This window comes from Streptomyces sp. NPDC048291 (genome assembly GCF_043201715.1).
Classification (GTDB): Bacteria; Actinomycetota; Actinomycetes; order Streptomycetales; family Streptomycetaceae; genus Streptomyces.
Window position 1 is genome coordinate 349153 of sequence record NZ_JBICZC010000003.1, and the last position, 24036, is coordinate 373188.

17 protein-coding genes and 1 pseudogene are annotated in these 24036 nt (G+C 74.1%); 9 read left to right on the forward strand and 9 right to left on the reverse strand.

From position 1 onward, the window contains the following. Positions 1–21 precede the first annotated feature (21 nt). A complete protein-coding gene (locus ACGF5O_RS09175; RefSeq protein WP_393809568.1) occupies positions 22–1887 on the reverse strand; it encodes an ABC transporter ATP-binding protein in 1866 nt (621 codons plus the stop codon). Positions 1888–2124: 237 nt separating this feature from the next. Between ACGF5O_RS09175 and ACGF5O_RS09180 the strand changes: the two genes are divergently transcribed. Both ACGF5O_RS09180 and ACGF5O_RS09185 read left to right on the forward strand, forming a co-directional pair. After that, positions 2125–3108 (forward strand): YbhN family protein, encoded by a 984-nt coding sequence (locus ACGF5O_RS09180; protein ID WP_393809267.1) that lies wholly within the window; start codon positions 2125–2127, stop codon positions 3106–3108. A 22-nt stretch (positions 3109–3130) separates the two neighbouring features. Beyond that, complete coding sequence (locus ACGF5O_RS09185; protein WP_393809268.1) at positions 3131–3895, forward strand: crotonase/enoyl-CoA hydratase family protein; 765 nt, start codon at positions 3131–3133, stop codon at positions 3893–3895. On the opposite strand, the gene ACGF5O_RS09190 is transcribed toward ACGF5O_RS09185, so the two are convergent. From ACGF5O_RS09190 to ACGF5O_RS09200, 3 genes are read right to left on the reverse strand one after another with little or no spacing between them, the layout of a single operon-like run. After that, positions 3882–4889 (reverse strand): FAD-dependent oxidoreductase, encoded by a 1008-nt coding sequence (locus tag ACGF5O_RS09190; protein ID WP_393809269.1) that lies wholly within the window; start codon positions 4887–4889, stop codon positions 3882–3884. The two genes, ACGF5O_RS09185 and ACGF5O_RS09190, sit on opposite strands and share 14 nt — an antisense overlap. Next, positions 4886–6268 (reverse strand): FAD-dependent oxidoreductase, encoded by a 1383-nt coding sequence (locus tag ACGF5O_RS09195; RefSeq protein WP_393809270.1) that lies wholly within the window; start codon positions 6266–6268, stop codon positions 4886–4888. Before ACGF5O_RS09195 ends, ACGF5O_RS09190 begins: the two co-directional genes overlap by 4 nt. Beyond that, a complete protein-coding gene (locus ACGF5O_RS09200) occupies positions 6265–7728 on the reverse strand; it encodes an FGGY family carbohydrate kinase (protein ID WP_393809271.1) in 1464 nt (487 codons plus the stop codon). The genes ACGF5O_RS09195 and ACGF5O_RS09200 overlap by 4 nt, the downstream gene beginning before the upstream one ends. Positions 7729–7867: 139 nt before the next feature. Here ACGF5O_RS09200 and ACGF5O_RS09205 point away from each other — a divergent pair, with 139 nt between their 5' ends. Continuing rightward, the gene (locus tag ACGF5O_RS09205) at positions 7868–8947 is read left to right on the forward strand and encodes a mechanosensitive ion channel family protein (RefSeq protein ID WP_393809272.1); all 1080 of its coding nucleotides are present in this window, start codon (positions 7868–7870) and stop codon (positions 8945–8947) included. A gap of 95 nt (positions 8948–9042) precedes the next feature. Here the strand turns inward: ACGF5O_RS09205 and ACGF5O_RS09210 are convergent, their stop codons facing one another. Continuing rightward, on the reverse strand, positions 9043–10626 hold the full coding sequence (locus ACGF5O_RS09210; RefSeq protein WP_393809273.1) for a M1 family metallopeptidase: 1584 nt from the start codon (positions 10624–10626) through the stop codon (positions 9043–9045). Positions 10627–10837: 211 nt separating this feature from the next. Between ACGF5O_RS09210 and ACGF5O_RS09215 the strand changes: the two genes are divergently transcribed. From ACGF5O_RS09215 to ACGF5O_RS09230, 4 genes and pseudogenes are all read left to right on the forward strand, one after another. Beyond that, positions 10838–13054: an NADP-dependent isocitrate dehydrogenase gene (locus ACGF5O_RS09215; RefSeq protein ID WP_393809274.1), complete on the forward strand. Its 2217-nt coding sequence runs from the start codon at positions 10838–10840 to the stop codon at positions 13052–13054. A gap of 152 nt (positions 13055–13206) precedes the next feature. Then, positions 13207–13557 (forward strand): annotated as a pseudogene (locus ACGF5O_RS09220) (homoserine O-acetyltransferase); the annotation flags it as partial. Between the two features lie 29 nt (positions 13558–13586). Further along, positions 13587–14396 carry an N-formylglutamate amidohydrolase gene (locus tag ACGF5O_RS09225; RefSeq protein ID WP_393809569.1) on the forward strand — a complete coding sequence of 270 codons (810 nt, stop codon included), beginning with the start codon at positions 13587–13589 and terminating at the stop codon, positions 14394–14396. Positions 14397–14454: 58 nt separating this feature from the next. Continuing rightward, positions 14455–15732 carry a cytochrome P450 gene (locus ACGF5O_RS09230; protein ID WP_393809275.1) on the forward strand — a complete coding sequence of 426 codons (1278 nt, stop codon included), beginning with the start codon at positions 14455–14457 and terminating at the stop codon, positions 15730–15732. Positions 15733–15736: 4 nt separating this feature from the next. Here the strand turns inward: ACGF5O_RS09230 and ACGF5O_RS09235 are convergent, their stop codons facing one another. Genes ACGF5O_RS09235 through ACGF5O_RS09245 form a run of 3 tightly spaced genes read right to left on the reverse strand, consistent with a single transcriptional unit; the run spans position 15737 to position 18314 of the window. Continuing rightward, positions 15737–16195 carry a hypothetical protein gene (locus ACGF5O_RS09235; RefSeq protein ID WP_393809570.1) on the reverse strand — a complete coding sequence of 153 codons (459 nt, stop codon included), beginning with the start codon at positions 16193–16195 and terminating at the stop codon, positions 15737–15739. Positions 16196–16236: 41 nt separating this feature from the next. Further along, entirely contained in the window at positions 16237–16836 is a 600-nt protein-coding gene (locus tag ACGF5O_RS09240; protein WP_388918796.1) for an RNA polymerase sigma factor, read from the reverse strand. Positions 16837–16871: 35 nt separating this feature from the next. Beyond that, the gene (locus tag ACGF5O_RS09245) at positions 16872–18314 is read right to left on the reverse strand and encodes a S8/S53 family peptidase (RefSeq protein WP_393809276.1); all 1443 of its coding nucleotides are present in this window, start codon (positions 18312–18314) and stop codon (positions 16872–16874) included. A gap of 151 nt (positions 18315–18465) precedes the next feature. Here ACGF5O_RS09245 and ACGF5O_RS09250 point away from each other — a divergent pair, with 151 nt between their 5' ends. After that, entirely contained in the window at positions 18466–21030 is a 2565-nt protein-coding gene (locus ACGF5O_RS09250; protein WP_393809571.1) for a CHAT domain-containing protein, read from the forward strand. Between the two features lie 16 nt (positions 21031–21046). Here the strand turns inward: ACGF5O_RS09250 and ACGF5O_RS09255 are convergent, their stop codons facing one another. Next, entirely contained in the window at positions 21047–22792 is a 1746-nt protein-coding gene (locus ACGF5O_RS09255; protein WP_393809277.1) for a LuxR C-terminal-related transcriptional regulator, read from the reverse strand. Positions 22793–22886: 94 nt separating this feature from the next. Here ACGF5O_RS09255 and ACGF5O_RS09260 point away from each other — a divergent pair, with 94 nt between their 5' ends. Beyond that, the gene (locus ACGF5O_RS09260) at positions 22887–23966 is read left to right on the forward strand and encodes a M12 family metallopeptidase (RefSeq protein WP_393809278.1); all 1080 of its coding nucleotides are present in this window, start codon (positions 22887–22889) and stop codon (positions 23964–23966) included. Positions 23967–24036 lie beyond the last annotated feature (70 nt).

The following is a 24036-nucleotide window of genomic DNA, read 5'->3' on the forward strand; positions in this document are numbered from 1 at the left end:
CCACGGCGCGGTCCGCGCGGCTCAGACCGACGGCACCTCGGCGAACTGCGTCCGGTACAGCTCCGCATACCGCCCCTCGGCCGCCAGCAGCGAGTCGTGGGTGCCGCGCTCCACGATCTCACCCGACTCGACCACCAGGATCTGGTCGGCGGCCCTGATCGTCGACAGCCGGTGGGCGATGACCACGGCCGTCCGCCCCTCCAGCGCCTCGGCGAGGGCCTCCTGGACGGCCGCCTCCGAGGTGTTGTCGAGGTGGGCGGTGGCCTCGTCGAGGATGACCACGCGCTGGCGGGCCAGCAGCAGCCGGGCGATGGTCATCCGCTGCCGCTCGCCGCCGGAGAGCCGGTAGCCGCGCTCGCCGACCACCGTGTCCAGGCCGTCGGGCAGCGACCGGACGACCTCCCCGAGCCGGGCGCGGCCGAGGGCCTCCCACAACTCCTCGTCGATGGCCGAGGGCCGGGCCAGCAGCAGGTTGGCGCGGACGGTGTCGTGGAAGAGGTGGCCGTCCTGGGTGACCATGCCGAGGGTGGCGCGCAGCGAGCCGGCGGTCAGGTCGCGGACGTCGGTGCCGCCGATGCGGACGGTGCCCGCGTCGACGTCGTACAGGCGCGGCAGCAGCTGGGCGATGGTGGACTTGCCGGCGCCCGAGGTGCCGACGAGGGCGACGGTCCGGCCGGGTTCGGCGCGGAAGGAGACGCCGTGCAGGACCTCGCTGCCGCCGCGCGAGTCGAGCACGGCGACCTCTTCGAGGGAGGCGAGGGAGACCTGGTCGGCGGCCGGGTAGGCGAAGCGGACGTCCTCGAACTCGACGGCGACCGGGCCCTCGGGGACCTCGCGGGCGTCCGGTTTCTCCTCGATCAGGGGCTTCAGGTCGAGCACCTCGAAGACCCGCTCGAAGCTGACCAGCGCGCTCATCACCTCGACGCGGGCCCCGGCGAGGGAGGTCAGCGGGGCGTAGAGGCGGGTCAGCAGCAGGGCGAGGGCGACCACCGCGCCGGGCTCCAGGGTGCCGCGCAGCGCGAACCAGCCGCCGAGGCCGTAGACCAGGGCGAGGGCGAGGGAGGAGACCAGGGTCAGGGCGGTCATGAACACCGACTGGGCGGTGGCGGTGCGCACGCCGATGTCCCGGACCCGGGCGGCGCGCGCGGCGAACTCCGCCGACTCCTCCTCGGGGCGGCCGAAGAGCTTGATCAGGGTGGCGCCGGGCGCGGAGAACCGCTCGGTCATCCGGGTGCCCATCTCGGCGTTGAGGGCGGCGGCCTCGCGCTGCATGCGGGCCATCCGGCCGCCCATCCGCCGGGCGGGCACCACGAACAGCGGCAGCAGCACCAGCGCGAGCAGGGTGATCTGCCAGGACAGGGTGAGCATCACCGCGAGCGTGAGCAGCAGCGTGACCAGGTTGCTGACCACGCCGGAGAGGGTGTTGGCGAAGGCCCGCTGGGCGCCGATCACGTCGTTGTTGAGTCGGCTGACCAGCGCTCCCGTACGAGTACGTGTGAAGAACGCGACGGGCATCCGCTGCACATGATCGAACACAGCCGTGCGCAGGTCGAGGATGAGGCCCTCCCCGAGCGTCGCCGAGAGCCGCCGCCCGAGCACCCCGAGCGCCGCCTCCGCGACCGCGACCAGCGCGATCAGCAGCGACAGGCGCACGACCGTGCCGGTGTCGTGCCCCGACACGATCGCGTCGACGACATGGCCGGCCAGCACCGGGGTGGCGACGGCGAGCAGGGCGGTGACCACCCCGAGGAGGACGAAACGGACTATGCCGCTCCGGTGCGGGCGGGCGAAGGCGGCGATACGGCGCAGCGTGACCCGGTCGAACGGGCGCCGCTCCTGCTGGGCGGTCATCACGCTGTGCAGCTGCGTCCAGGCGGTGGTCTCCATACTCATGAGGGAGAACGTAGGACCTCAAGCCTCGTTGAGGTCAATGTCCGTGCGCCGTCCCCCCGTACGAAGGACCCGATGAGCCCTCCGCACGCCCCGTCCGGCTCCGCGAAGCCCCAGGTGGGCCTCCCGTCGGACCTTCCGGTGGACCTCCTCCCTCACCCGCTTCCCGGCCGTCATCCGACGTCTCCTCTTCCGCCACCCGCAGTTGGGGCGGCGCGGAAAACCTCTCCCGGTGTGACAGCGGTAAGAATCCCCGGCTTCCGTGAGAGCCGTCTCCCCCGGCTCGCCCGCCGTGTCCCCTGGCGGCACATCCTCACGCTCATTCCGCTCGTGCTGGTCGCGGTCATCGCGGTGCAGCACTGGCAGGTCCTCGTCGAGGGCTTCGCCCACCTGCGCGACGCCTCCTGGCCCTGGCTGCTCGCGGCCGGCGGTGCCACCTGCCTGACCTGGGTGGCCGCCGCCTTCACCCGGCAGGGCGCGGTCGTCCAGCCGCTGCCCCGCTGGCGGCTGCTGGCCACCCAGCTCGCGGCGGGCTCGGCCAACCACCTGCTGCCCACCGGACTCGGCTCGGGCGCGGTCAACCTGCGGTTCATGACCGTGTGCGGGGTGCCGCTCGCCACCTCGTCCGCCGCGCTGGCCCTCTACCTGCTCGCCGAGTCGATCGCCCGCGTGGGCCTGATGGCCGTGTTCTTCGTCGCCTTCCCGGACGCCCTGCGGCTCGACGGGCTGCTCCCCGACGGCGACGTCGGACCGGTCCTGGCCGTCGCCGGCGCCCTGGTGGCCGTGGCACTGGCCGCGCTCTTCCTCGTACGACGGGTGCGCGAGCCGGTGTTCCGCTTCGTGCGCAGCGCCCTGGGCGAGGCCCGCTCGGTGCACACGCGGCCGTCCCGGGCGCTGGCGCTGTGGGGCGGCTCGCTCGCCTTCCCCGCGCTCCAGGCCGGCGGTCTGGTGGCGGTGGGGCAGGCGCTCGGCCTCGACGTGCCGCCCGCGCACATGGCGCTGGCGTACCTGGCGGCCACCGTCGCCGTCGCCCTGATCCCCACGCCGGGCGGTCTGGGTTCGGTGGAGGCGGCGCTGATCGTGGCGCTGGTGGCGGCCGGCGGTCCGGTGGCGGTGGCCACGGCCGTCGTCCTCGCGTACCGGATCATCACCGTGTGGGTGCCGTTGCTGCCGGGAGCCCTGACACTGGGAGCGCTGGTGCGACTGAAGGTCATCTGAGAGCTCGCCGCGGAGGAAACACATGCCGGTCCGCCTGGAACGCCAGGGTCCTGTCACGACGGTCGTCCTGTCCCGGCCCGGGGTCCGCAACGCGGTCGACGGGCCGACGGCGGCCGAACTGGCCGCAGCCTTTCGCGAGTTCGAGGCGGACGACGAGGCCAGGGTGGCGGTGCTGTGGGGCGAGGGCGGCACGTTCTGCGCGGGCGCCGACCTCAAGGCGATGGGCGCCGGGCAGGGCAACCGGGTCGCCGAGGACGGTGACGGCCCGATGGGCCCGACCCGGCTGCGCCTGTCCAAGCCGGTGATCGCGGCGATCGCCGGGCACGCCGTGGCCGGAGGCCTGGAGCTGGCCCTGTGGTGCGATCTGCGGGTCGCCGAGGAGGACGCGGTGTTCGGCGTCTTCTGCCGCCGCTGGGGCGTGCCGCTGATCGACGGCGGCACGGTACGGCTGCCCCGGCTGATCGGCACCAGCCGTGCGATGGACCTCGTCCTCACCGGCCGCCCGGTCCCGGCCCCCGAGGCCTACGAGATGGGCCTGGCCAACCGGCTGGTACCGCCCGGCCGCTCCCGCGAGGCGGCCGAGGAACTGGCCGCGTCCCTCGCGGCCTTCCCGCAGGCCTGCCTGCGCAGCGACCGGGCGTCGGTGCTGGACCAGGAGGGGCTGGACGAGCCGGCGGCGCTGGGCGCCGAGATACGGCGCGGCATGGGCGTGCTGGCGGAGGGCCTGGAGGGCGCGGCGCGGTTCGCGGCGGGCGCGGGCCGGCACGGCTCCTTCACGGGCGGCTGACCAGCCACTCCAGCACCGCCCCGGCCGCCCCGGCGCCCTCCCGGGTGGCCGCCCGGACGTCCAGTCCCGGCCGCCGCAGACCGCCGACGGCGAAGACCCCCGGGCGGTCGGTGTACGGGCCGGGCCCGGCGGCCAGGGCGATCCGGCCCCGGCGGGCGAGTCCGTCCTCGGCGGCGAAGTCCCCGGTGAAGACGGCGGTGTCGCAGGCGAGGACACCACTGCGCCCGTCGCGGTGCCGGATCCGGACGCCGGACAGCCGTCCGTGCCCGAGGATCTCGGTGACCGCCGTGCCGGTGAGCAGCGGGACGCGGGCGCGGAGCCGGGCGTCCAGGGCGCGGACGGATCCGGCCGCGCGCGGCCGTTCGGTGACCATCGCGACGACCTCGGCGCCCGCCGCCCGCACCGTCCCGGCCGCCACGTACGACACGTCCTCGGCCCCGACGACCACCACCCGCTCGCCGATCGGCTGCCGGTAGCGGTGCACGGCCTGCAGGAGCTCTCCTCCGGTGTGGATCCCGGCGGGCCGGGTGCCCGGGACCAGGCGGGCCGCGCGCGGGCGTTCGTAGGCGCCGGTGGCGAGGACCACCGCCCGTGCGGTGACCGTCTCCGGGCCGCGCACGCCGATGGTGGTGAGGCCGAGGTGCTCCGCTGCAAGTGTGTCGGCTGCGGCGCCGTCGTGGCTGGTCGCGCAGTTCCCCGCGCCCCTTTGGGGCGCTGACACGGCCCAGTCCAGGACGGTGACCCCGGTGCGGACCACCGCTCCCGCCCGTGCCGCCGCCTCGACCAGCAGACCTGCGTACGCCGGTCCGGTCAACGGCCGGGTCCAGGTGCCGAATCCGCCGTGGGCGCAGTACCGGGGCACTCCCCCGGGCTCCTGTTCGCGCTCCAGTACCTCCACCCGGCCGACCCCGGCTAGGGCGAGCCGGGCGGCGGCCGCGAGACCGGCGGGACCGGCACCGACGACGAGGACGTCGACGTGGCGTTCCGCGGTCACGGCCTGCCCGCCCTCTCGAACAGGTCCCGGACCGTCGCCCCGCAGTGGAAGCCCTGGCAGCGGCCCGTCCCGGCCCGGGTGCGGCGGCGCAGGCCGGGAAGGCCGCGCGGCGGGATCGTGGTGGCGAGGGCGTCCCGGATCTCACCGAGGGTGACGTGCTCGCAGTGGCAGACGACGGCCTGCGGCCCCTGCTGGTACGGGCGGGGGAAGGCCGCCCCGAGGTTCGGCATCCGCACCGGCTCCAGGTCGACGGGGTTCCTCAGGTCGAGGCCCGAGTCCCGCAGCAGTGCGGTGACATGGGAGGCGATGGCGAGCGAGGCGGTGAGGCCGGTGGAGCGGATGCCGCCGACGGTGACGTACGTCTGGTCGGGGTGGGCGGAGATGCGGTAGTCGTCGTGCTCGGTGGCGGCGCGCAGGCCGGCGTAGACGGCGGTGACCTCCTCGTCGAGGAGCGCGGGCAGGATCCGGCGGCCCTTGTCGCGCAGGTCCGCGAGCCCCCGCGCGGTCGACTGGGTGGCGGTCCTGTCGTCCAGGTCCTCGGCGGTGGGGCCGAGCAGGACGTTGCCGTAGACCGTGGGGGCGACCAGGACGCCCTTGCCGAGGGCGGTGGGGACCGGCAGCAGGATGTGCCGGACGAGGTCGCGGGCGGGCTTGTCGTAGACGATGAGCTGGCCCCGGCGCGGGGTGACGGTGAAGGTGCGCCGGCCGAGGAGGCCGTCGAGGGTGTCGGCGTGCAGGCCGGCCGCGTTGACCAGGTGGCGGGTGCGCAGGGGGCCGCGCGAGGTGGTGAGGGTGTGCACGCCGTCGCGTCGGTCCGCTCCCGTCACGCGGGTGCCGAGGTGCAGGTCGACGCCGCCTCGGACCGCCTGGGTGGCGTAGGCGAGGGTGGTGCTGAACGGGCAGACGATGCTCTCGCCCGGCACGTGCAGGGCGCCGAGGGCACCGGGCCCGAGGTGGGGTTCGCGGGCGTACAGCTCGGCGGCGTCCAGCAGGGTGGTGTCGTGGCAGTCGTTGCGTACGGCCGTGCGTGCGAGATCCGGCAGGGCGGCCAGTTGCGCCCGGTCCCAGGCGACCAGCAGGGCGCCGACCGGCTCGACCGGGATGCCGGACCCGGCCGCGTACCCGGCGAGGAGGCGGGCGCCCTCGCGGACCAGGCGGGCCTCCAGGGTGCCGGGGTGGGCGTCGAAACCGGTGTGCAGGATGGCCGTGTTGGCCTTCGAGGTGCCCTGGCCGACGTCGTCCTGGGCCTCGACGAGAGCGACGTCGAGGTGCGGGTGGCGGGCGAGTTCGCGGGCGATCGCGCTGCCGACGACCCCGGCGCCGACGACCGTCACGTCGTACGGGACGGTCGGCAGCGGTCCCGCGGCGGTGACCGTCACCGGGTCGCTCCCGAGCCGGCTCCGGTCACCGGCCCGTCCACCGGCCCGTCCAGCAGGGCGGCGACGGCCGCGCGGAAGACGCCGAGGCGGTCGGCGGCCTCGGCGGCGGAGATGCGCGGCTCGTAGACGGCCGAGGGGCCGCCCTCGGGCAGGAAGTCGAGCGGGTCGCTGCCGAGGTGGGCCAGCGCGCCCACCCCGAGGGCGGTGGCGTCGGGCAGCGTGGACACCTCGACGGGGCGCTGCAGCAGGTCGGCCTGGGTCTGCATGAGCAGGGCCGAGCGGGTCAGGCCGCCGTCGACGCGCAGGGCGGTCAGCGGGGTGCCGAGGTCGGCCTCGGCGGCTTCGGCGAGCTCCGTCACCTGGGCGGCGAGGCCCTCGCACAGGGCCCGCACCAGCTGCCCGGGGCCGGTGTCGAGGCCGAGCCCGGTGAGGGAGCCGCGCACCTCGCCGCGCCACCAGGGGGCGGCGAGCCCGGCCAGCGCGGGGACGAAGGTGACCCCGCCGGCGTCGGGGACGGCGCCGCCCACCCGGTCCAGGTCGGCGGGGCCCGAGATCACGCCGAGGTCGGTGAGCCAGCGCACGGCGGATGCGGCGGTGTACACCTGGCCGTCCAGGCAGTAGCCGGGCTCTCCGGCGAGGCGCCAGGCGACGCAGCCGACCAGTCCCGAGCCGCTGTGCCGGGGCGTGTCCCCGGTGTGCGCGAGCAGGAACGCCCCGGTGCCGTAGGTGCACTTGGCGGCGCCGGGCCCGGTGATCCGCTGGGCGAGGAGGGCCGCCTGCTGGTCGACGGCGAGCCCGGTGAGCGGAATCTTGCCCCCGAACTCCTTCGTCGTGCCGACGAGCTGGGCGTTGTCGACGATCTCGGGGAGGCGTTCGGCGGACAGCCCGTAGAGGTCGAGGGCGCGGGCGGACCACTCCACCCGGTCCAGGTCGAGGAGGTGGGTGCGGCTCGCGGTGGCGGCGTCGGTGACGTAGGCGCCGGTGAGCCGGTGCACCAGCCAGGCGTCGGTGGTGGTGACGACCCCCTCGGTGGTGAGGTGCCGGCGGATCCAGGCCATCTTGGGCGCGGCGAAGTAGGGGTCGAGCGGGAGGCCGGTGAGGGCGCGTAACTCCTCGGCGTGGTCGGCGAGTCCGGCGCAGACCGGTTCGGCCCGGCGGTCCTGCCAGACGATGGCGTCGGTGAGCGGGCGTCCGGTGCCGGGGTCCCAGGCGAGGACGGTCTCGCCCTGGTTGGCCAGGCCGAGGGCGGTCACCGGTTCACCGGCCTCGGCGAGCGCCCGGCGGCCGGCCACGAGCACCGACTCGTACAGCTCCTCGGGGTCGGCCTCCACCAGGCCGCCGGGCAGGTGCCGGGGCCGTACGGCGACGAATCCGGTGCCGATGACGCCCCGTTCGGGGCAGATCACCAGGGCCTTGGTACCGGACGTGCCCTGGTCGACGGCGAGCACCGGACCTGTCATCGAGCCTCCCTGACGATCACTGCGCGACAGCCTGCCGCAGGGGCCCGGGGCAGCACAAGCGCACCCGGATGCGGCTGGCACGAACCTCCGTGCGGATACGGCAGGATGAGCGGTTGCACGATCGAATGGGAGGTAACCGGTGGACCGAGCGCTCACCGTAGATGACCTGGTCCTGGCCGGGATCGCCCTCGCGGCGGGCCTGTTGCTGGCCTTTCTGTCCCGCGGGATGCTGCGCTGGCTGGCCAAGCACGCCAAGCGGACCCGCTGGAGCGGTGACGACGTCATCGTGGACGCGCTGCGCACGGCGGTCCCGTGGGCGGCGATCACGGCCGGGGCCGCCGCCGCGGCGGCGGTGCTGCCGCTGACGAAGTCGGTCCAGCACCACACCAACCAGTGCCTTCAGGTGGTGCTGATCTTCGCGGTGACGGTGTCGGCGGCGCGGGTGATCGCCGGGCTGGTGCAGTCGGTCACCCAGTCCCGCTCCGGGGTCGCCGGCTCCGCCACGATCTTCGTGAACATCACCCGGGTGCTGGTCCTGGCGATCGGCTTCCTGGTGGTGCTCCAGACCCTGGGCATCTCCATAGCGCCGCTGCTCACCGCCCTGGGCGTGGGCGGTCTGGCGGTCGCGCTCGCCCTCCAGGACACCCTGGCGAACCTCTTCGCGGGCATCCACATCCTCGCCTCCAAGACCGTCCAGCCGGGCGACTACATCCAGCTGAGCAGCGGCGAGGAGGGCTACGTGGTGGACATCAACTGGCGCCAGACCACCGTCCGCCAGCTCTCCAACAACCTGGTGGTCATCCCCAACGGCCAGCTGGCGAAGACCAACATGACCAACTACACCCGGCCCGAGCAGCAGTTGACGATCCTGGTGCAGGTGGGTGTGGGCTACGACAGCGACCTGGACCACGTGGAGCGGGTCACGCACGAGGTGATCGCCGAGACCATGACCGAGATCACCGGCGCGCTCCCGGACCACGAACCCGCCATCCGTTTCCACACGTTCGGCGACTCGCGGATCGGTTTCACGGTGATCCTCGGTGTCGGCGAGTTCAGCGACCAGTTCCGGATCAAGCACGAGTTCATCAAGCGCCTGCACCGCCGCTACCGCGAGGAGTCCATCCGCATCCCGGCCCCGGCCCGCACGGTGGCGCTCCAGCAGGGGACCGTGGTGATCCCGCACCAGCGCACCGCCGAGGATGTGCCGGTCGCCGACTAGGGCCGGGTCTGCGCCCGGTGCGGCCAGATTGCGTGCATGGCGTCGCGAGGCAGACGGGAATTGCCGGACAGGCCCTGGCCCCCTGCCGGTCGCGGCTACAGCGTTGCCGAGTTGTCGTGGTGGTGGCCGCCCCGGAGGCTGTGCGGGGCGGTGGGGGCCGGGGTGACCGGGGTGACCGTCCAGTCGGGGTGGCCGGGCATGCGCGGGGTCGTCGTGCCGTAGAGCCAGTCGCGGAGGAAGCCGGACAGGTCCTGTCCGGTGACCTCGGAGGCCACCGCGATGTAGTCCGCCGTCGAGGCCGAGCGGCGCCGGAAGCGGTCAAGGAAGGTGCGCTCGACCGCGTGGAAGGCGGCCTCGCCGACCAGCTCGCGGAAGGCGTAGAGGACCAGGACGCCGCCGAGGTAGCGCTGGCTGTCGAAGAGGTCGGCCTCGTTCGGGGCGGCGACCGGGCCGGAGTCGTGGCGCCACTGGTCGCCGCGGGCGTAGGTGTCCTTCATCCGGGCGTCCATGGTGGTCATGCCCAGGGAGTCCGGCCAGCCGCGTTCGTAGCGGTAGAGCAGGCCGTAGAAGTCGGCGTGGCCCTCGTTGAGCCAGAGGTCGGCCCAGCCGGCGGGAGAGACCAGGTTGCCGAAGTAGGAGTGGACCAGCTCGTGCATCATGTGCGAGCCGATCTTCGCCTCCTCCTGGAGCAGGAAGGCCGGCTTGTAGAGGGTGAGGGTCTGGGTCTCCAGGCCCGTGAAGTCGAAGGCGTTCGGGTCGTCGGAGTTGCAGGGCAGCAGGCCGTACGTCTCCAACGGGAAGGCGGCGCCGAGCCGGTCCTCCAGCCAGCCGACCTGGCCCGGGGTGAGGGCGAGCGCCGGTTCCAGGGCGGCGGCGCGGGCCGTGGGGACGACGTCCCGCAGCGGCAGGCCGTGCGGGCCCGGCCGGTCCCTGACCAGGTAGTCGCCGACGGTGATCTGGACGAGTTCGGTCGCGATCGGCGACCGGGACCGGTACGAGTACGCCGTGCGGTCGCCCGGCAGGTTCTCGGTGCAGGTCAGCAGGCCGTTCGCGACGCCGCGCAGCCCGTTCGGGACGGTGACGCGGAAGGTGAAGTCCGCCTTGTCCGAGGGGTGGTCGTTGCACGGGAAGACGGTGTGCGCGGAGTTGGGCTGCGGGCAGATCGCGAAGCCGTCGGGGGTGGGCACCCAGGCGGTGTGCGGGAGGGTGCGGCGCGGGTCGGCCGCGTAGGTCACGCACACGGTGACGTCGGCCCGCTCGCGCAGCGGCCGGGCGGGCGTGATCCGCAGCTTCTCGCCGGCCTGCTCGAAGGCGGCGGCCCGGCCGTCGACCCGGACGGCCGCCATGTCGAGGCCGAGGGCGTCAAGGGAGAAGCGGGACAGGTCCTGGGTGGTGCGGATGCGCAGGGTCGCGGTGGCGTCGACCAGGCGGGTCGTGGCGTCGTAGGCGAGGTCGAGGTCGTAGGCGTGGACCCGGTAGCCGTCGTTGCCGAGGGCCGGGTAGACGAGGTCGCCGAGGGTCTCAGGGCCCGGGGCCGGCGTGTTGCCCCCGGTCCTCGCGGCGCCGCTTGTCTCCCCCGCGGAGAAGGGACGCGCGAGGGCCGGGGCCCCCGTGGCCAGGACGGTCGCCGTGCCGAGCAGGGCGGCCGCCGGGGCCGTGACTCTGGTGCGATATCTCATGGTCCGCTTTCGCTCGGGCGGCCGGTCGGTCGGTCCGGTCGCCGGTCGATGGTGGCTCGTTCGTCTTGACCACCCTTGTGACCGATCCGGTTGCCCGGCGTATGACAACCGGACAGGCGGATCTTCCGAGTCGCGGACCCCTGTCGAGCGAGGGCCGGTCACGAGATATCTTGATGTCGAGCAATGTTGCAGACGTGGAGCGGAGCACCCGGTGACTGACTCGACCATCATCTACACCTACACAGACGAGGCCCCGGCCCTCGCGACGCACTCGTTCCTGCCGGTGATCCAGGCGTACGCCTCGCAGGCCGGTGTCGCCGTGGACATCCGCGACATCTCCCTGGCCGGGCGCATCATCGCCCACTTCCCGGAGTACCTGAACGAGGACCAGCGCGTCCCGGACGCCCTGGCCGAGCTGGGCGACCTGGCCAAGACGCCCGAGGCCAACATCGTCAAGCTGCCGAACATCTCGGCGTCGATCCCGCAGCTCAGGGCCGCCGTCGCCGAGCTCCAGGGCAAGGGCTACGCGCTGCCGGACTACCCGGACGACCCGAAGACGGACGAGGAGCGCGACATACGCGCCCGCTACGACAAGGTCAAGGGTTCCGCGGTGAACCCGGTGCTGCGTGAGGGCAACTCGGACCGCCGCGCCCCCGCCTCGGTCAAGAACTACGCCAAGACCCACCCGCACCGCATGGGCGCCTGGTCCGGCGAGTCGAAGACCAACGTCACCACCATGGGCGAGAACGACTTCCGCTCCACCGAGAAGTCCGCGGTGATCTCCGAGGCCGGCAAGCTGAAGATCGAGCTGGTCGCCGAGGACGGCACCACCACGGTCCTGAAGGAGTCCGTACCCGTCCAGGCGGGCGAGGTCGTCGACGCCTCCGTGCTGCACGTCGCCCAGCTCAACGACTTCCTGGCCGCGCAGATCGCCCGCGCCAAGCAGGAGGACGTCCTGTTCTCCGTGCACCTGAAGGCCACGATGATGAAGGTCTCCGACCCGATCATCTTCGGTCACGTGGTGCGCGTCTTCTTCCCGAAGACGTTCGCGAAGTACGGCGAGACGCTCAAGGCGGCCGGCCTGTCCCCGAACGACGGTCTGGGCGGCATCCTCAAGGGCCTGGAGAACCTGCCCGAGGGCGCCGAGATCAAGGCCTCCTTCGACGCCGAGATCGCCGAGGGCCCGGCCCTCGCGATGGTCGACTCCGACAAGGGCATCACCAACCTGCACGTCCCCTCGGACGTCATCATCGACGCCTCGATGCCGGCCATGATCCGCACCTCCGGCCACATGTGGGGCCCGGACGGCCAGGAGGCCGACACCCTCGCGGTCATCCCGGACTCCTCCTACGCCGGTGTCTACCAGACCGTGATCGAGGACTGCCGGGCCAACGGCGCCTTCGACCCGTCCACCATGGGCTCGGTCCCGAACGTGGGCCTGATGGCGCAGAAGGCCGAGGAGTACGGCTCCCACGACAAGACCTTCGAGATCGCCACCGCCGGCACGGTCCGCCTGGTCGACGCGGCCGGCAACGTCGTGATCGAGCAGCCGGTCGCCGCCGGTGACATCTTCCGCGCCTGCCAGACCAAGGACGCGCCGATCAAGGACTGGGTGAAGCTGGCCGTCACCCGCGCCCGCGCCACCGGCGACCCGGCCGTCTTCTGGCTGGACGAGGGCCGCGCCCACGACGCGCAGCTGATCGCCAAGGTCGAGCAGTACCTGGCGGAGCACGACACCGAGGGCCTGGACATCCGGATCCTGTCCCCCGTCGAGGCCACCAAGCTGTCGGTCGAGCGCATCCGCCGCGGCGAGAACACCATCTCCGTCACCGGCAACGTGCTCCGCGACTACCTGACCGACCTCTTCCCCATCCTGGAGCTGGGCACCAGCGCCAAGATGCTGTCGGTCGTCCCGCTGATGGCGGGCGGCGGCCTCTTCGAGACCGGCGCCGGCGGCTCCGCGCCGAAGCACGTCCAGCAGCTGGTCAAGGAGAACTACCTGCGCTGGGACTCGCTCGGCGAGTTCTTCGCCCTGGTGCCGTCCTTCGAGCAGTACGCCGACTTCACCGGCAACGCCCGCGCCAAGGTGCTGGCCGACACCCTCGACCGCGCCACGGCGACCTTCCTCGACGAGGACAAGTCCCCGACCCGTCGCGTCGGCGGCATCGACAACCGCGGCAGCCACTTCTACCTGTCCCTGTACTGGGCGCAGGAGCTGGCCAAGCAGACCGACGACGCCGAGCTCGCGAAGGCGTTCGCGCCGTTCGCCGAGACGCTCACCGCCAACGAGCAGAAGATCGTCGACGAGCTGCTCGCCGTCCAGGGCTCCCCGGCCGACATCGGCGGCTACTACCAGCCCGAGAAGGCCAAGGCGGACGCGGTCATGCGCCCGTCGGCCACCTGGAACGCGGCGCTCGCGGCCCTCTGAGCCGAAGCCGCCTCCTGTAGATCCTGAAGTCTCCGCCCCGGCAGGCACCCCGCCCGCCGGGGCGGAGCCATGTCCGGCCCTCGTCGCGCCGCCGTCGCGGCCGGCGGTGTGCATCCCCTTCGTGAAGTCTGCATGTCGGGCGTGCCGGGTGTCTGGTCCGCCGGATCGCCCATGTCACCTACCGCGGCGAACCCGAGCCGGCGATCCGCCTTTACGTGGTGCTGTCGGAGGCGATGAACGCCCATGACGTGGGCCGCGCCCGCGGCGGGGTGCGCGCCGCCCTCGGCCGGGTCACGGCCCCCGCCCTGGTGGCGGGCGTGGACTCCGACCGCCTCTGTCCCCCGGCCCAGCAGACCGAGTTGGCGGCGCTGATCCCGTCCGCCGACCGGCTCCGGGTGATCGAGTCGCCGTACGGCCACGACGGCTTCCTGATCGAGGCGGAGCAGGTGGGCGCCCTGGTGCGGGAGTTGCTCGGCCACGGGCCCGGCACGCCGTCCGTGTGACACCGTGGTCCCGCACCCCGCCCCTGCCGATGCCCCCGGAGCCGCCCGTGTCCCAGCCGTCGTACGCACTGCTGCCCGGCGCCGCCGAGTCGCCGGTGATCCTGCACGTCCCGCACTCCGCGCGGGCGGTTCCGGCCGCCGTACGGGCGGACGTCGTGCTCGACGACGCCGCGCTGGAGCGGGAGCTGGACCACATCACGGACGCGCACACGGCCGAGCTCGCGGAGGCGGCGGCCGGGCTGGCCGGGGTGACCCCCTGGCGGTTCGTCAACCGGCTGTCGCGGCTCGTCGTCGACCCCGAGCGGTTTCCGGACGAGCGCGAGGAGATGCTGGCCGTCGGGATGGGGGCCGTGTACACGCGGACCACGCATCGGGGCGTGCTGCGGGACGCGTCGTACGACCCCGGGCCGCTGGTCGAGCGGTACTTCCGGCCGTACGCGCGGGCGATGACGGAGGCGGTGGCCGGGCGGCTGGCCGCGACCGGGCGGGCCGTGGTGATCGACGTGCACTCCTATCCGAGCCGGGCGCTGCCCTACGAGCTGCACGGGGCGGGACCCCGGCCGCCGGTGTGCCTGGGCACGGACGCCTTCCACACGCCGGCCGGACTGACGGAGGCGGCCCGCGAGGCCTTCGCGGGGTGCGGGGAGACGGGTCTTGACAGCCCGTTCGGCGGGACCTACGTGCCGCTGGAGTTCTACGGCACGGACCCGCGGGTCGCCGCGCTGATGGTGGAGATCCGCCGGGACCTCTACATGACCGAGCCCGGCGGTCCGGCGGGCCCCGGAGCGGACCGGCTCGCCGCCGCCCTCGCCGCGCTCGTGGACGCCGCCGGACGCTGACCCTCCGGCTGGAGCATTCCGGCAGGACACGGGGTGGGGGCCGTACGACCGTGGAGGCATGACCACGGAGACCAGCGCGCCCACCACGGCCACGGAGCCGGCCGCGCCCACGGTGACGGGGCCGCTCCCGCCCGTCCGCGAGGCCGCGCCGCCGGTGCGGGACTGGCCCGCGCTCGAACTGGCGGGGACGGACTTCGACCCGGTGCTGGCGTCCCTGATGAGGGAAGGGCCGGTGACCCGGATCCGGCTGCCGCACGGCGAGGGCTGGGCATGGCTCGCGACCCGCTACGAGGACGTCAGGACCGTCACCAACGACCCGAGGTTCAGCCGCGCCGAGGTCACCCGGCGCCGGGTGACCCGGCTGGCCCCGCACTTCAAGCCCCGTCCCGGCTCGCTGGCCTGGGCCGACCAGCCCGACCACAACCGGCTGCGCAAGCCGCTCGCCGGCGCCTTCACGGTCGGCGCGACGAAGCGGCTGCGGCCCCGGGCGCAGGAGATCCTCGACGGGCTGGTCGACGGAGTCGTACGGGACGGGCCGCCGGCCGATCTGGTCGAGCGGGTGCTGGAGCCGTTCCCGATCACCGTGGTCAGCGAGGTGATGGGGGTGCCGGAGGCGGACCGGGAGCGGGTGCGCTCCTGGACCCGGCAGATCATCTCCACCTCGGGCGGGGTCGAGGCCGCCGAGGCAGCCAAGCAGGGGTTGTACGGATGGATCACCGAGGCGGTACGCGCGCGGGCCGGCAGCGCGGGCGAGGACGTGTACTCGCTGCTCGGGGCCGCCGTGGCCCGGGGCGAGATCGGCGAGGAGGAGGCCGTCGGGCTGGCCGGTCCGCTGCAGATCGGCGGCGAGGCGGTCACCCACAACTGCGGGCAGATGCTGTTCCTGATGCTGACGCGGCCGGAGCTGACGGCGCGGATGCGGGAGCGGCCCGCGGAACGGGGCCCGGTCCTGGACGAACTGCTGCGCTGGGTCCCGCACCGCAGCACGGTCGGGCTGGCCCGGATCGCGCTGGAGGACGTCGAGCTGAGCGACGGCACCCGGATCGCGGCCGGCGACCCGGTGTACGTCTCCTACCTCGCCGCCAACCGCGACCCGGCCGTCTTCCCCGACCCGGACCGCATCGACCCGGACCGCGAACCCGGGGCGCACCTCGCCTTCGGCCACGGCACGCACTACTGCACGGGCGCGGTCCTGGCCCGGTTGCAGACCGAACTGCTGGTCGACACCCTCCTCGACCGGCTGCCGGGGCTGCGGCTCGCGGTGCCGGCCGAGGGTGTGGAGTGGCGGCGGAGGACGATGATCCGGGGGCCGCGGACGCTGCCGGTCACCTGGTGACGCCCTAGGCCCGCAGCCACTCCGTCACGATCACGTCCCCGCCCGTGCGCAGCCGGAGCGCGAACGGGCCGGAGGGCGGCGCGTCGGCGGCGAAGCGGCCCATGGCGTCGACCGTGAGCGGACGGGCCGCTCCCGGGCCGCCGAGCACCTCGATGCGCGCGGACTGCGGTGGCAGCAGCTGGCCGAGCAGTCCGTCGCCGGTGACCTCGACGTCCACGGTCAGCTCGCCCGCCTGGAAGGTCAGCATGCGGGGCGGATCCTCGACCCCCCTGACCGGGATGGCGTCGACCAGGGAGTCGAAGGTCAGCTCGGCGACCCGGGCGTCCAGGTCGTGCAGCAGGTAGGCGTCCATGGCCAGTTGCAGCAGCTCGGCCGGGAGCGGGTCGAGGACGGCGGCAGCGCCGCGCAGCTCCTCCTCCAGGAGGTCCGCGTCGAAGTCGGCGCCGTCCAAGGCATCATCCATGGCGTCGCCCAAGGCCTCGCCGGCCGGGAACTGGTCGTCGCTCACACCGCACCCCTCGCGTCGAGCCGGGCCCGCAGCCGGCGCAGACAGCGCTGGCGCAGCGGGCCGATGCTGCCCACGGCGATGCCCAGCGCGACGGACACCTCGACATAGCTGGGCGGCGGCGAGGCCATCAGGACGCGCAGCAACTGCCTGCACCGGTCGCCGAGTTCCTCGAACTCCTGCCACAGCAGGCGGATCCGCTCCGCCTCGTCCGCCTGGTCCTCCGCGTCGATCAGGGACTGTTCCGGCGTACGGTCCTCGCTGATCCGGTCCAGGACCTGGGGATCGTCGGTCGGCAGCAGCCGGGTCAGGCCCCGGATCACCTTCAGGCACTCGTTGCGTGCCGTGCTGGCCAGCCAGGAGCCCGCCTTGTCGGGCTCCCGGATGCGGCCCAGGTGCTGGGCGAACCGGAACCACACGGTCTGGTACACCTCGTGCCCGTCGGCATCGGAGAGCCGGTGCGCGCGCACCACGGACCACACCAGTGGGCTCAGCCCTTCCACGAGCGCCTTCCAGGCCGCCGCGTCGCCGTCGACGGCGGCCCGGACCAGCGCGCCGACCTCTGCTCGGTCCACGGTCCCACCCCTCGTGTACGGCAAGTCATGGTACGCCGTGGAGGGGAGTGTTCCGGAACTCAGGCCGTGGCAGCCGGCCACACCACCGGGACCGGCTGCCAGCCGGCCGGGCGGAGCACCGGCACATGGGCCCCGCGCACCTCGGCGTAGTCCGTGGTGCTCTGCAGGAGTTGGGCGCCCGCGGCGCGCGGGTCCCGCTCCGCGGCGGTGCTCATCCGGTCGGCGACGAGGCCGGCCACGATGGGGGTGGCGAACGATGTTCCGCTCCACTGTGCGAACCCTTCGAACATCACTTGGTCCGGTTTGCCGGGGCCGGTCGTCCCGGTTTCTGTCAACACGCCGGTGTGGCGCGGGTACTGGCAGGTGCAGGCGTAGCTGAAGCCGAACCGGCAGGCGTCGTAGGTGGTGTGCTGGTACACGTAGGGCACGGGTGCGTCGAAGCCGGCCATGGCGCCGATGAGTTGCTCACCGGGGGCGTAGACCTTGACCCAGCTGCCGTGGTTGGTGAAGCAGGCGCCGTACTCGCCGTCGCTGCGCAGCGCGCCGACCGAGAGGACCGTGTCGTCGTAGCCGGACAGGTCGGCGCAGGCGGCGGGCCAGAACTGGGTGGCGCTGCCGTTGTTGCCCGCGGCGGCGACGAGCAGGGTGGACTGGGCGCGCAGGGCGTCCATGAAGGCCTCGACGGCGAGCAGTCCGTCGGCACTGCCGTTCGAGGTGCCTGCGGAGAGGCTGATGACGTCCGGCCAGCCGTGCTGGTCGATCGCCTCGAAGAGCTTGGCGCCGAACTCGGACTCCAGGATGGCGCCCGCGTCGTTCAGGGTGTTGGTGACGGTGATGTCGGTGTTGGGGGCGACGGCGGCGATGAGGCCGGCGATGAACGTCCCGTGGCCGACGTACTGCTGGAGGACGCCGTCCGCGTCCGTCTCGGAGACCTGGAGGTCGCCCTGGACGCGGGCGAGGAGCGGGTAGGTGCGGTAGTCGTGCACCAGACCGGTGTCCATCACCAGGACGCTCACGGCGGTCTCCGGGTCGTGGCTCCCGTCCACCGGAACGGGGTTGGGGGTCTGGGTGAGCAGGGCGGGGAGCGGCTCGCAGGGGTTGCAGGAGTTGGCGTTCGGCGTGGTGGACACCACGTGGTTGCGGCTGACCAGGCGGCGGCCGGCGCGGCCCTCCGACTCCCGCAGGGCGCGCAGCGCGTGGCCGACGGCGGGGTCGGCGGTGCGGTCGCCGTGGTTCGGGTCACCGACCCGGATGCGGGTGACGCCGGTGCGGTTGGTCTCCGGTCCCGACCTGCCCACATGGTCGGCGACCAGGCCGGCGGTGGCGGTGAAGTGGGCGCGCACGGTGTCCTCGACGACCCGGGCCTCCTCGCCGTCGCGGGCGAGCACCACCCCCTTCTCGTACAGGAACTCGGCCGCGTCGTCCGGCCCCATCGCCAGTGGTACGTCCGGCATGGAGCGCTGGATCTGCTCGAACTGCTCATGGAATCGCTGAGGTGCCATGGCCTGTCTCCTCCCCCAGAAACGGCGTTCTTCAGTCAGACTCGCGAGGCCGCCGCTTGATACAGCGTCAAACCTGTGGGGCATGTATGCCCAGGCCACTACCATCCGAGGGGTGACTGCGCGAGGCGATTCGGTTACGGAACTCCTGCCGATGGTGTTCGCCGCCCCCGGCGAGGCCCTGGCGCGGGCGGAGCATGTCCTGCGGTCCGATCCGTCACCGCTGGACGCGTCCGTCGCGCACCAGGTCATCGGCATCTGGCAGCGGGACTTCGGGGACCTGGCGGTGGCCCTCGACCATCTGCGGCGCGCCCGGGAGTGGGCGGCGCGCGCGGACTCGGCGGAGCGGGAGGCGGACGTCCTCGGTACCCTCGGGGTCGCCCTGGTGCACGCGGGGCGCACCCGGCAGGGGCTGGACGTGCTGGACCGGGGGGTGGCCCGGGGCAACGGGCACACCAGGGCGCGGGTGCTGTACCGGCGGGCGTACGCCGGGTGGGTGCTGGGCCGGCACAAGGAGGCCCTGGAGGACCTGCGGCGGGCGATACCGGTGCTGCGGCAGGCCGACGACGTCATCTGGACCGCGCGGGCGCTGAGCGTGCGGGCCACCGTGCATCTGGCGATGGGCGCGGTGGAGCGGGCCGACGCGGACTTCACGGCGGCGGAGCTGCTGTGGGAGACGACGGGCCAGGAGCACGACAAGGCGGTCGCCGTGGAGAACCGGGGCCTGGCCGCGTACCGGTCCGGCGACATCCCGGCGGCGCTGCGGCTGCTGGCCGAGGCCAAGGAGCGGTACGACGAGCTGGGCACGCCCTCGTTCATGCTGTACATCGCGCGCTGCGACGTGCTGATGGCGGCCGGTCTCGCCCCGGAGGCGCTGGCCGAGGCGGACGCGGCGATCGCGGCCCTGGACCGGATCGGCGGGCAGTCCACCCGCAAGGCCGAACTGCTGCTGACCGCCGCCCGGGCCGCGCTGTCGACCGGGGACGCGCAGACCGCGATCGCCCGCGCCGCGGTCGCCGTGCGGCTGTTCTCGGGGCAGCGGCGGAGCTGGTGGGAGACGCATGCGCGGCTGGTGCTGATCGAGGCGCGGGTGGCCGGCGGGGCCGCGTCGGGGCGGCTGGTGCAGGACACGGCGGCGGTCGCCGAACGGCTGGCGTCCTTCGGGGCGCCGGCCGCGCCGGAGGCCTCGCTGCTCGCCGGGCGGGTCGCGCTGGCGCTGGGCTGGACGGCGGACGCGGAGCGGCATCTGGCGGTGGCCGCGCGCAGCCGGCACGTCGGCCCGCCGCTGGCCCGGATGACCGGCTGGGCCGCGCAGGCGCTCCGGGCCCGGGCGGCCGGCTCGGGCCGTGGCGTCCTGGAGGCGTGCCGGCGCGGCCTGGACGTCCTGGACGACCACCGGATGACCCTGGGCGCCTCGGAGCTGCGGGCCCGGGCCACCGCGCAGGGTGCCGAACTGGCCGCGCTGGCCCAGCAGGCGAGCCTCGCGCACGGCGGCCCGCGCCGGCTCCTGGAGTGGAGCGAGCGCTGGCGGGCCACGGTGCTGTCCACTCCCCCGACCCGGCCGCCCGCGGACCCCGCCCTGCTCGCCTCGCTGACCGCGTTCCGGGAGATCGCCTCCCGTGCGGAGGAGGCCCGCCGGGAGCGCCGTCCGGTGCCCGCCCTGGAGCGTGAACAGCGGCGCCTGGAGCGGGAGATCCGTGCCCGCACCCACCACACCCGCGGCGACGCCCCCGGCGGCGGGGACCGTTTCGACCCGGCCCGCCTGCTGGACCGGCTGGGCGATGCCCGGCTGGTCGAACTCGCCGTCCTGGACGGCCGGGTGCACATCCTGCTGTGCGGTCAGGGCCGGGTGCGGCGCTTCACGGGCGGCCTGCTGGCGGAGGCGGTCGCCGAGGCGGAGCACGTCCAGGCGGGGCTGCGACGGCTCGCGCACCCGGGGGCGGAAGCGCGGCTGCCGGTGGTCGAGGCGGCCGGGCGGCGGCTGGAGGAGCTGCTGCTGGGCGCGGCGGCGGGCCAGCTCGGCTCCGGCCCGGTGGTGATCGTCCCGCCGGGCGCGCTGCAGCGGGTGCCCTGGGCCCTGCTGCCCTCCCTGCGGGAGCGGGTGCTCAGCGTGTCGCCGTCGGCGTCGAGCTGGCTGCGGGCCCGGGAGACCGAGCCGCCGCCGGGGGGCCGCCATGTGCTCGTCCGCGGGCCGGGGCTGGCGACCGGCGGCGCCGAGGTGCCCGAGGTGGCCGGCCAGTACGCGGCGGCGCGGATCCTGGAGCACGACGACGCCCAGGTCCCCCGGGTCCTGGAGGAGTTGGACGGCGCCGCGCTGGCCCACATCGCCGCGCACGGCACGTTCCGTGCGGACAGCCCGCTCTTCTCGTCGCTGCGGATGGCGGACGGTCCGCTGATCGTGCACGACTTCGAGCGCCTTGCCCGCAGCCCCTACCGGATCATCCTCTCCAGCTGCGACACGGCCCGTCTGGCGTCGGTGGGCGCCGATGAACTCCTGGGTCTGGTCACGGCGTTGCTGCCGCTGGGGACGGCCGGGGTGGTGGCGAGCAGCGCTCCCGTCAACGACGCGGCCGTGGTCCCGCTGATGCTGGCCCTGCACAAGGGCCTGGGCGCCGGGCTGTCGCTGGCGGAGGCGCTGCGCGATGCCCGGGCCGCCCTGCCGGGCGACGCCCTCCACCAGGCGACGGGGTGGGCGTTCGCCGCGTTCGGGGCGGCCTGAGGGAGCGGCGCAGCGCTCAGGCCGACTTCCGGTCCGGCTGTGCCACCAGCCACGGCAGTGCCGCGCGGTCGCCCGCGCCGAGACGGGTGTAGGCGCTGTAGAGGTGGTTGCCCACCGTCCGTACGGACAGGGTCAGTTGCTCGGCGATCTGGCGGTTGCTGAGGCCCGCGGCGGCGAGGGTGACGATCTGCCGCTGGCGGGCGGTGAGTTCGCCGAGCACCAGTCCGGACAGGGCCGGGGTGCGCGCGCCCTGGCAGCGGCGGGCGAGGGCGACCGCGCGGGTACGGGACATCCGGGCGGCCCGCGGGTCCCGGTGGGCGCGGACCGCCTGGGCGTGGGCCTCGGCCGCGAACAGCAGCAGGCCGCGCCCCGCCAGCGCCTCGGCCGCCCGGTCCAGGGCGGGTCCGGCACTGCGGGCGAGCGCCTCGGCGTGCTGTGCGAGCACGCCGTCCAGCCGCTCCACGGCCCGCGCGGCTCCCTCGGGGTCCCCGAGCCGTACGGCGCCGTAGTGCGCGAGACCCCCGTCCCCGCGCACTACGGCCCCGTCCCCCCACTCGGCGGCGGCACGGGCGAGTTCGGTACCGCAGGAGGCGTCGCCCGGCGCCGCCCGCAGTCCCTCCCTCGCCCACGCCGCCGCCTCTCGCAGCTCCCCCCGAAGCCACGAGTACCGGGCACGCACGGCCGCGTACCCGGCCGGTACGGGCAGGTCTCCCGCCGCCAGCCACTCCCCCACCGGGGCCGGCACCTCCCGTACGTCCAACTGCTCTGTCCGCTCGACCAGTTGTTCCTGTTCGTCCTTCAGGGCGGGCTCGCACTGCTCGGGGGTGCTGGCCAGCCGCCGGGCCCGCAGCCGGCCCGCCGAGGCGCGCAGCGCCGGGCCGTGCAGGGGGTGGGCGAGGCGGACGGCGCCCCGGTCGTCGGCGTGGATGAGGCCGTCGGTCTCCAGCCGTTCGAGGACGGCCAGGTCGAGGGCGTCGTCGAGGTCGGGGTGGAGCGGCAGCGGTTCGGCGAGGGCGAGGCGTTCGAGGGTGTCGCGCTCCCCGGGCCCCCGGCCGTCGAGCAGGGCGGCGATCCGGTCCCGTACGGTCGCGGTAAGGGGCAGCGGACCCCGCCAGGCCCACTCGCCGGTGTCCGGGACCCGGGTCAGCGGGCCGGACTCGCGCAGCGCGCCGAGCAGGTCGCGCAGCAGCCGCAGGTCGCCCCGGCACACCCGGTGCAGCCGGCGCACGGTGAGCGGTTCCAGGCCGGCGCCGGCGAGCAGCGCGGCCGTCTCGTCGTACGGGAGGGGTTCCAGGGCGAGGTGGGTGAGGAGTTCCCCGGTCCACAGCCGGGAGACCGCGCCGGGGACGGGTGCCGTGCCGGTGGCGGCGGCCACCACGAGCCGGGTGCGGCCGTGCACGGCGAGCTGGTGGACGAGGGCTGCCGAGGCCTCGTCGAGGAGGTGGGCGTCGTCGACGACCAGGAGCCGGACCCCGGACAGGTGCCGGACCGCGCCGGGCAGCGACACCCGGTCGGAGAGCAGGTGCGCGAACGCGGCGAACGGGAGGGCGCTGGTCTCGGGGGTGCCGGTCACCCGGACGCAGTCGGTGCCCCGGACGGCCTCGGTGATCAGCCGGGTCTTGCCGATACCGGCCGGGCCGGTCACCACGATTCCCTGCCGGCCGGTCACCGACGACCGCCTGACCAGCTCCAGTTCGTCCTCCCGGCCGGTGAACGGCCAGGGCAGTTCGAGGGTTCGCGCATCCCGTTCGTAAGTCGTCACGTGAGTATGAGTCGCGTTACTCAGCTCTGATACAGGGGGACTTGAGTAGCCTCCGACTCAGGCGTGGGACGGGGTCGAACGGCAGTCTGGGCGCATGACCCGACGCTACTGCTCGCTTCCGCAGCAGCCGGCTCCGGCGTTCGCGCCGGGACTGGCCGCCGAGCGGCTCGGCGCGCTCGTCGGCGGGCGGTGGATGTGGGTCAACGGGACTGCTCTGCACTACTACTTCTTCGACGCGGACACGGACGCCTCGGTGATCCCGGTACCGGGGACCGGGGAGACCCGCCGGGTGCCGTGGGCGGGCGCGAAGGAGCAGCGGGACGTGGTGCGCGAGTGCTTCCGGGAGTGGCGGGACCTGGGCATCGGGGTGACGTTCGCCGAGGTCTTCGACCGGTGCGAGGCGGAGCTGCGGATCGGCTTCCAGCTGGGGGACGGGTCCTGGTCGGCGGTGGGCCGGGACGCGCTCTCGGTGGGCGCGGGCGAGCGCACCATGAACCTGGGCTGGGACCTGACCGAGCCCGGCGGGCGCTGGACGGCGCTGCACGAGATCGGGCACGCGCTCGGGATGCAGCACGAGCACCAGAGCCCGTTCGCGGGGGTCCACTGGGACGACGAGGCGGTCTACGCCGACCTCGCCGGACCGCCGAACCACTGGAGCCGGGACCGGACCCACTTCAACATCCTGCGGACGCTGGATCCGTCGGAGGCGAACGGTTCGGTGTGGGATCCGCAGTCCGTGATGCAGTTCCCCGTCGGTCCGGGGCTGGTCCTGGAGCCGGAGCACTACCACAACGGCCTGTACCCGCCGGGGTCGCTGTCCCCGGCGGACAAGGAGTTCGTGCTCCGCTGGTACCCGCCCGCCGAACCGCCGGCCGTGCTGGTGCCGTTCCGCTCGGCACCGCTCAGCCTGGGTACGGGCGGGCAGGCCGACTTCGCCGTGGAGCCGCCGGAGACCCGTGTCTACAGCGTGGGCACCTTCGGGGAGAGCGACTCCGTCGTCGTGGTCTTCGAGGAGCGCGACGGGGAACCGCGCTACCTCGCCGGCCACGACGACGGGGGCACTCGGCACAACACGAGGATCAGGGTCAGGCTCGTCAAGGGCCGCCGCTATGCCGTCCGCGTCCGTCTCCATTCCACGTGGGGGTCGGGGGAGACAGCGGTCATGTGCTGGTGAGAGCACAGCCGCGACGCGGAGGTCGGACCACTGTCCGGCGCCGGGGGAAGCGGTCGCGGCACGTAACCTT

Coding starts and splice junctions, on each gene's coding strand:
- ACGF5O_RS09175 (WP_393809568.1), bottom strand. CDS start 1,887: ATGGAGACCACCGCCTGGACGCAGCTGCACAGCGTGATGACCGCCCAG.
- ACGF5O_RS09185 (WP_393809268.1), top strand. CDS start 3,131: ATGCCGGTCCGCCTGGAACGCCAGGGTCCTGTCACGACGGTCGTCCTG.
- ACGF5O_RS09230 (WP_393809275.1), top strand. CDS start 14,455: ATGACCACGGAGACCAGCGCGCCCACCACGGCCACGGAGCCGGCCGCG.
- ACGF5O_RS09210 (WP_393809273.1), bottom strand. CDS start 10,626: ATGAGATATCGCACCAGAGTCACGGCCCCGGCGGCCGCCCTGCTCGGC.
- ACGF5O_RS09250 (WP_393809571.1), top strand. CDS start 18,466: ATGGTGTTCGCCGCCCCCGGCGAGGCCCTGGCGCGGGCGGAGCATGTC.
- ACGF5O_RS09235 (WP_393809570.1), bottom strand. CDS start 16,195: ATGGATGATGCCTTGGACGGCGCCGACTTCGACGCGGACCTCCTGGAG.
- ACGF5O_RS09260 (WP_393809278.1), top strand. CDS start 22,887: ATGACCCGACGCTACTGCTCGCTTCCGCAGCAGCCGGCTCCGGCGTTC.
- ACGF5O_RS09245 (WP_393809276.1), bottom strand. CDS start 18,314: ATGGCACCTCAGCGATTCCATGAGCAGTTCGAGCAGATCCAGCGCTCC.
- ACGF5O_RS09200 (WP_393809271.1), bottom strand. CDS start 7,728: ATGACAGGTCCGGTGCTCGCCGTCGACCAGGGCACGTCCGGTACCAAG.
- ACGF5O_RS09225 (WP_393809569.1), top strand. CDS start 13,587: ATGCCCCCGGAGCCGCCCGTGTCCCAGCCGTCGTACGCACTGCTGCCC.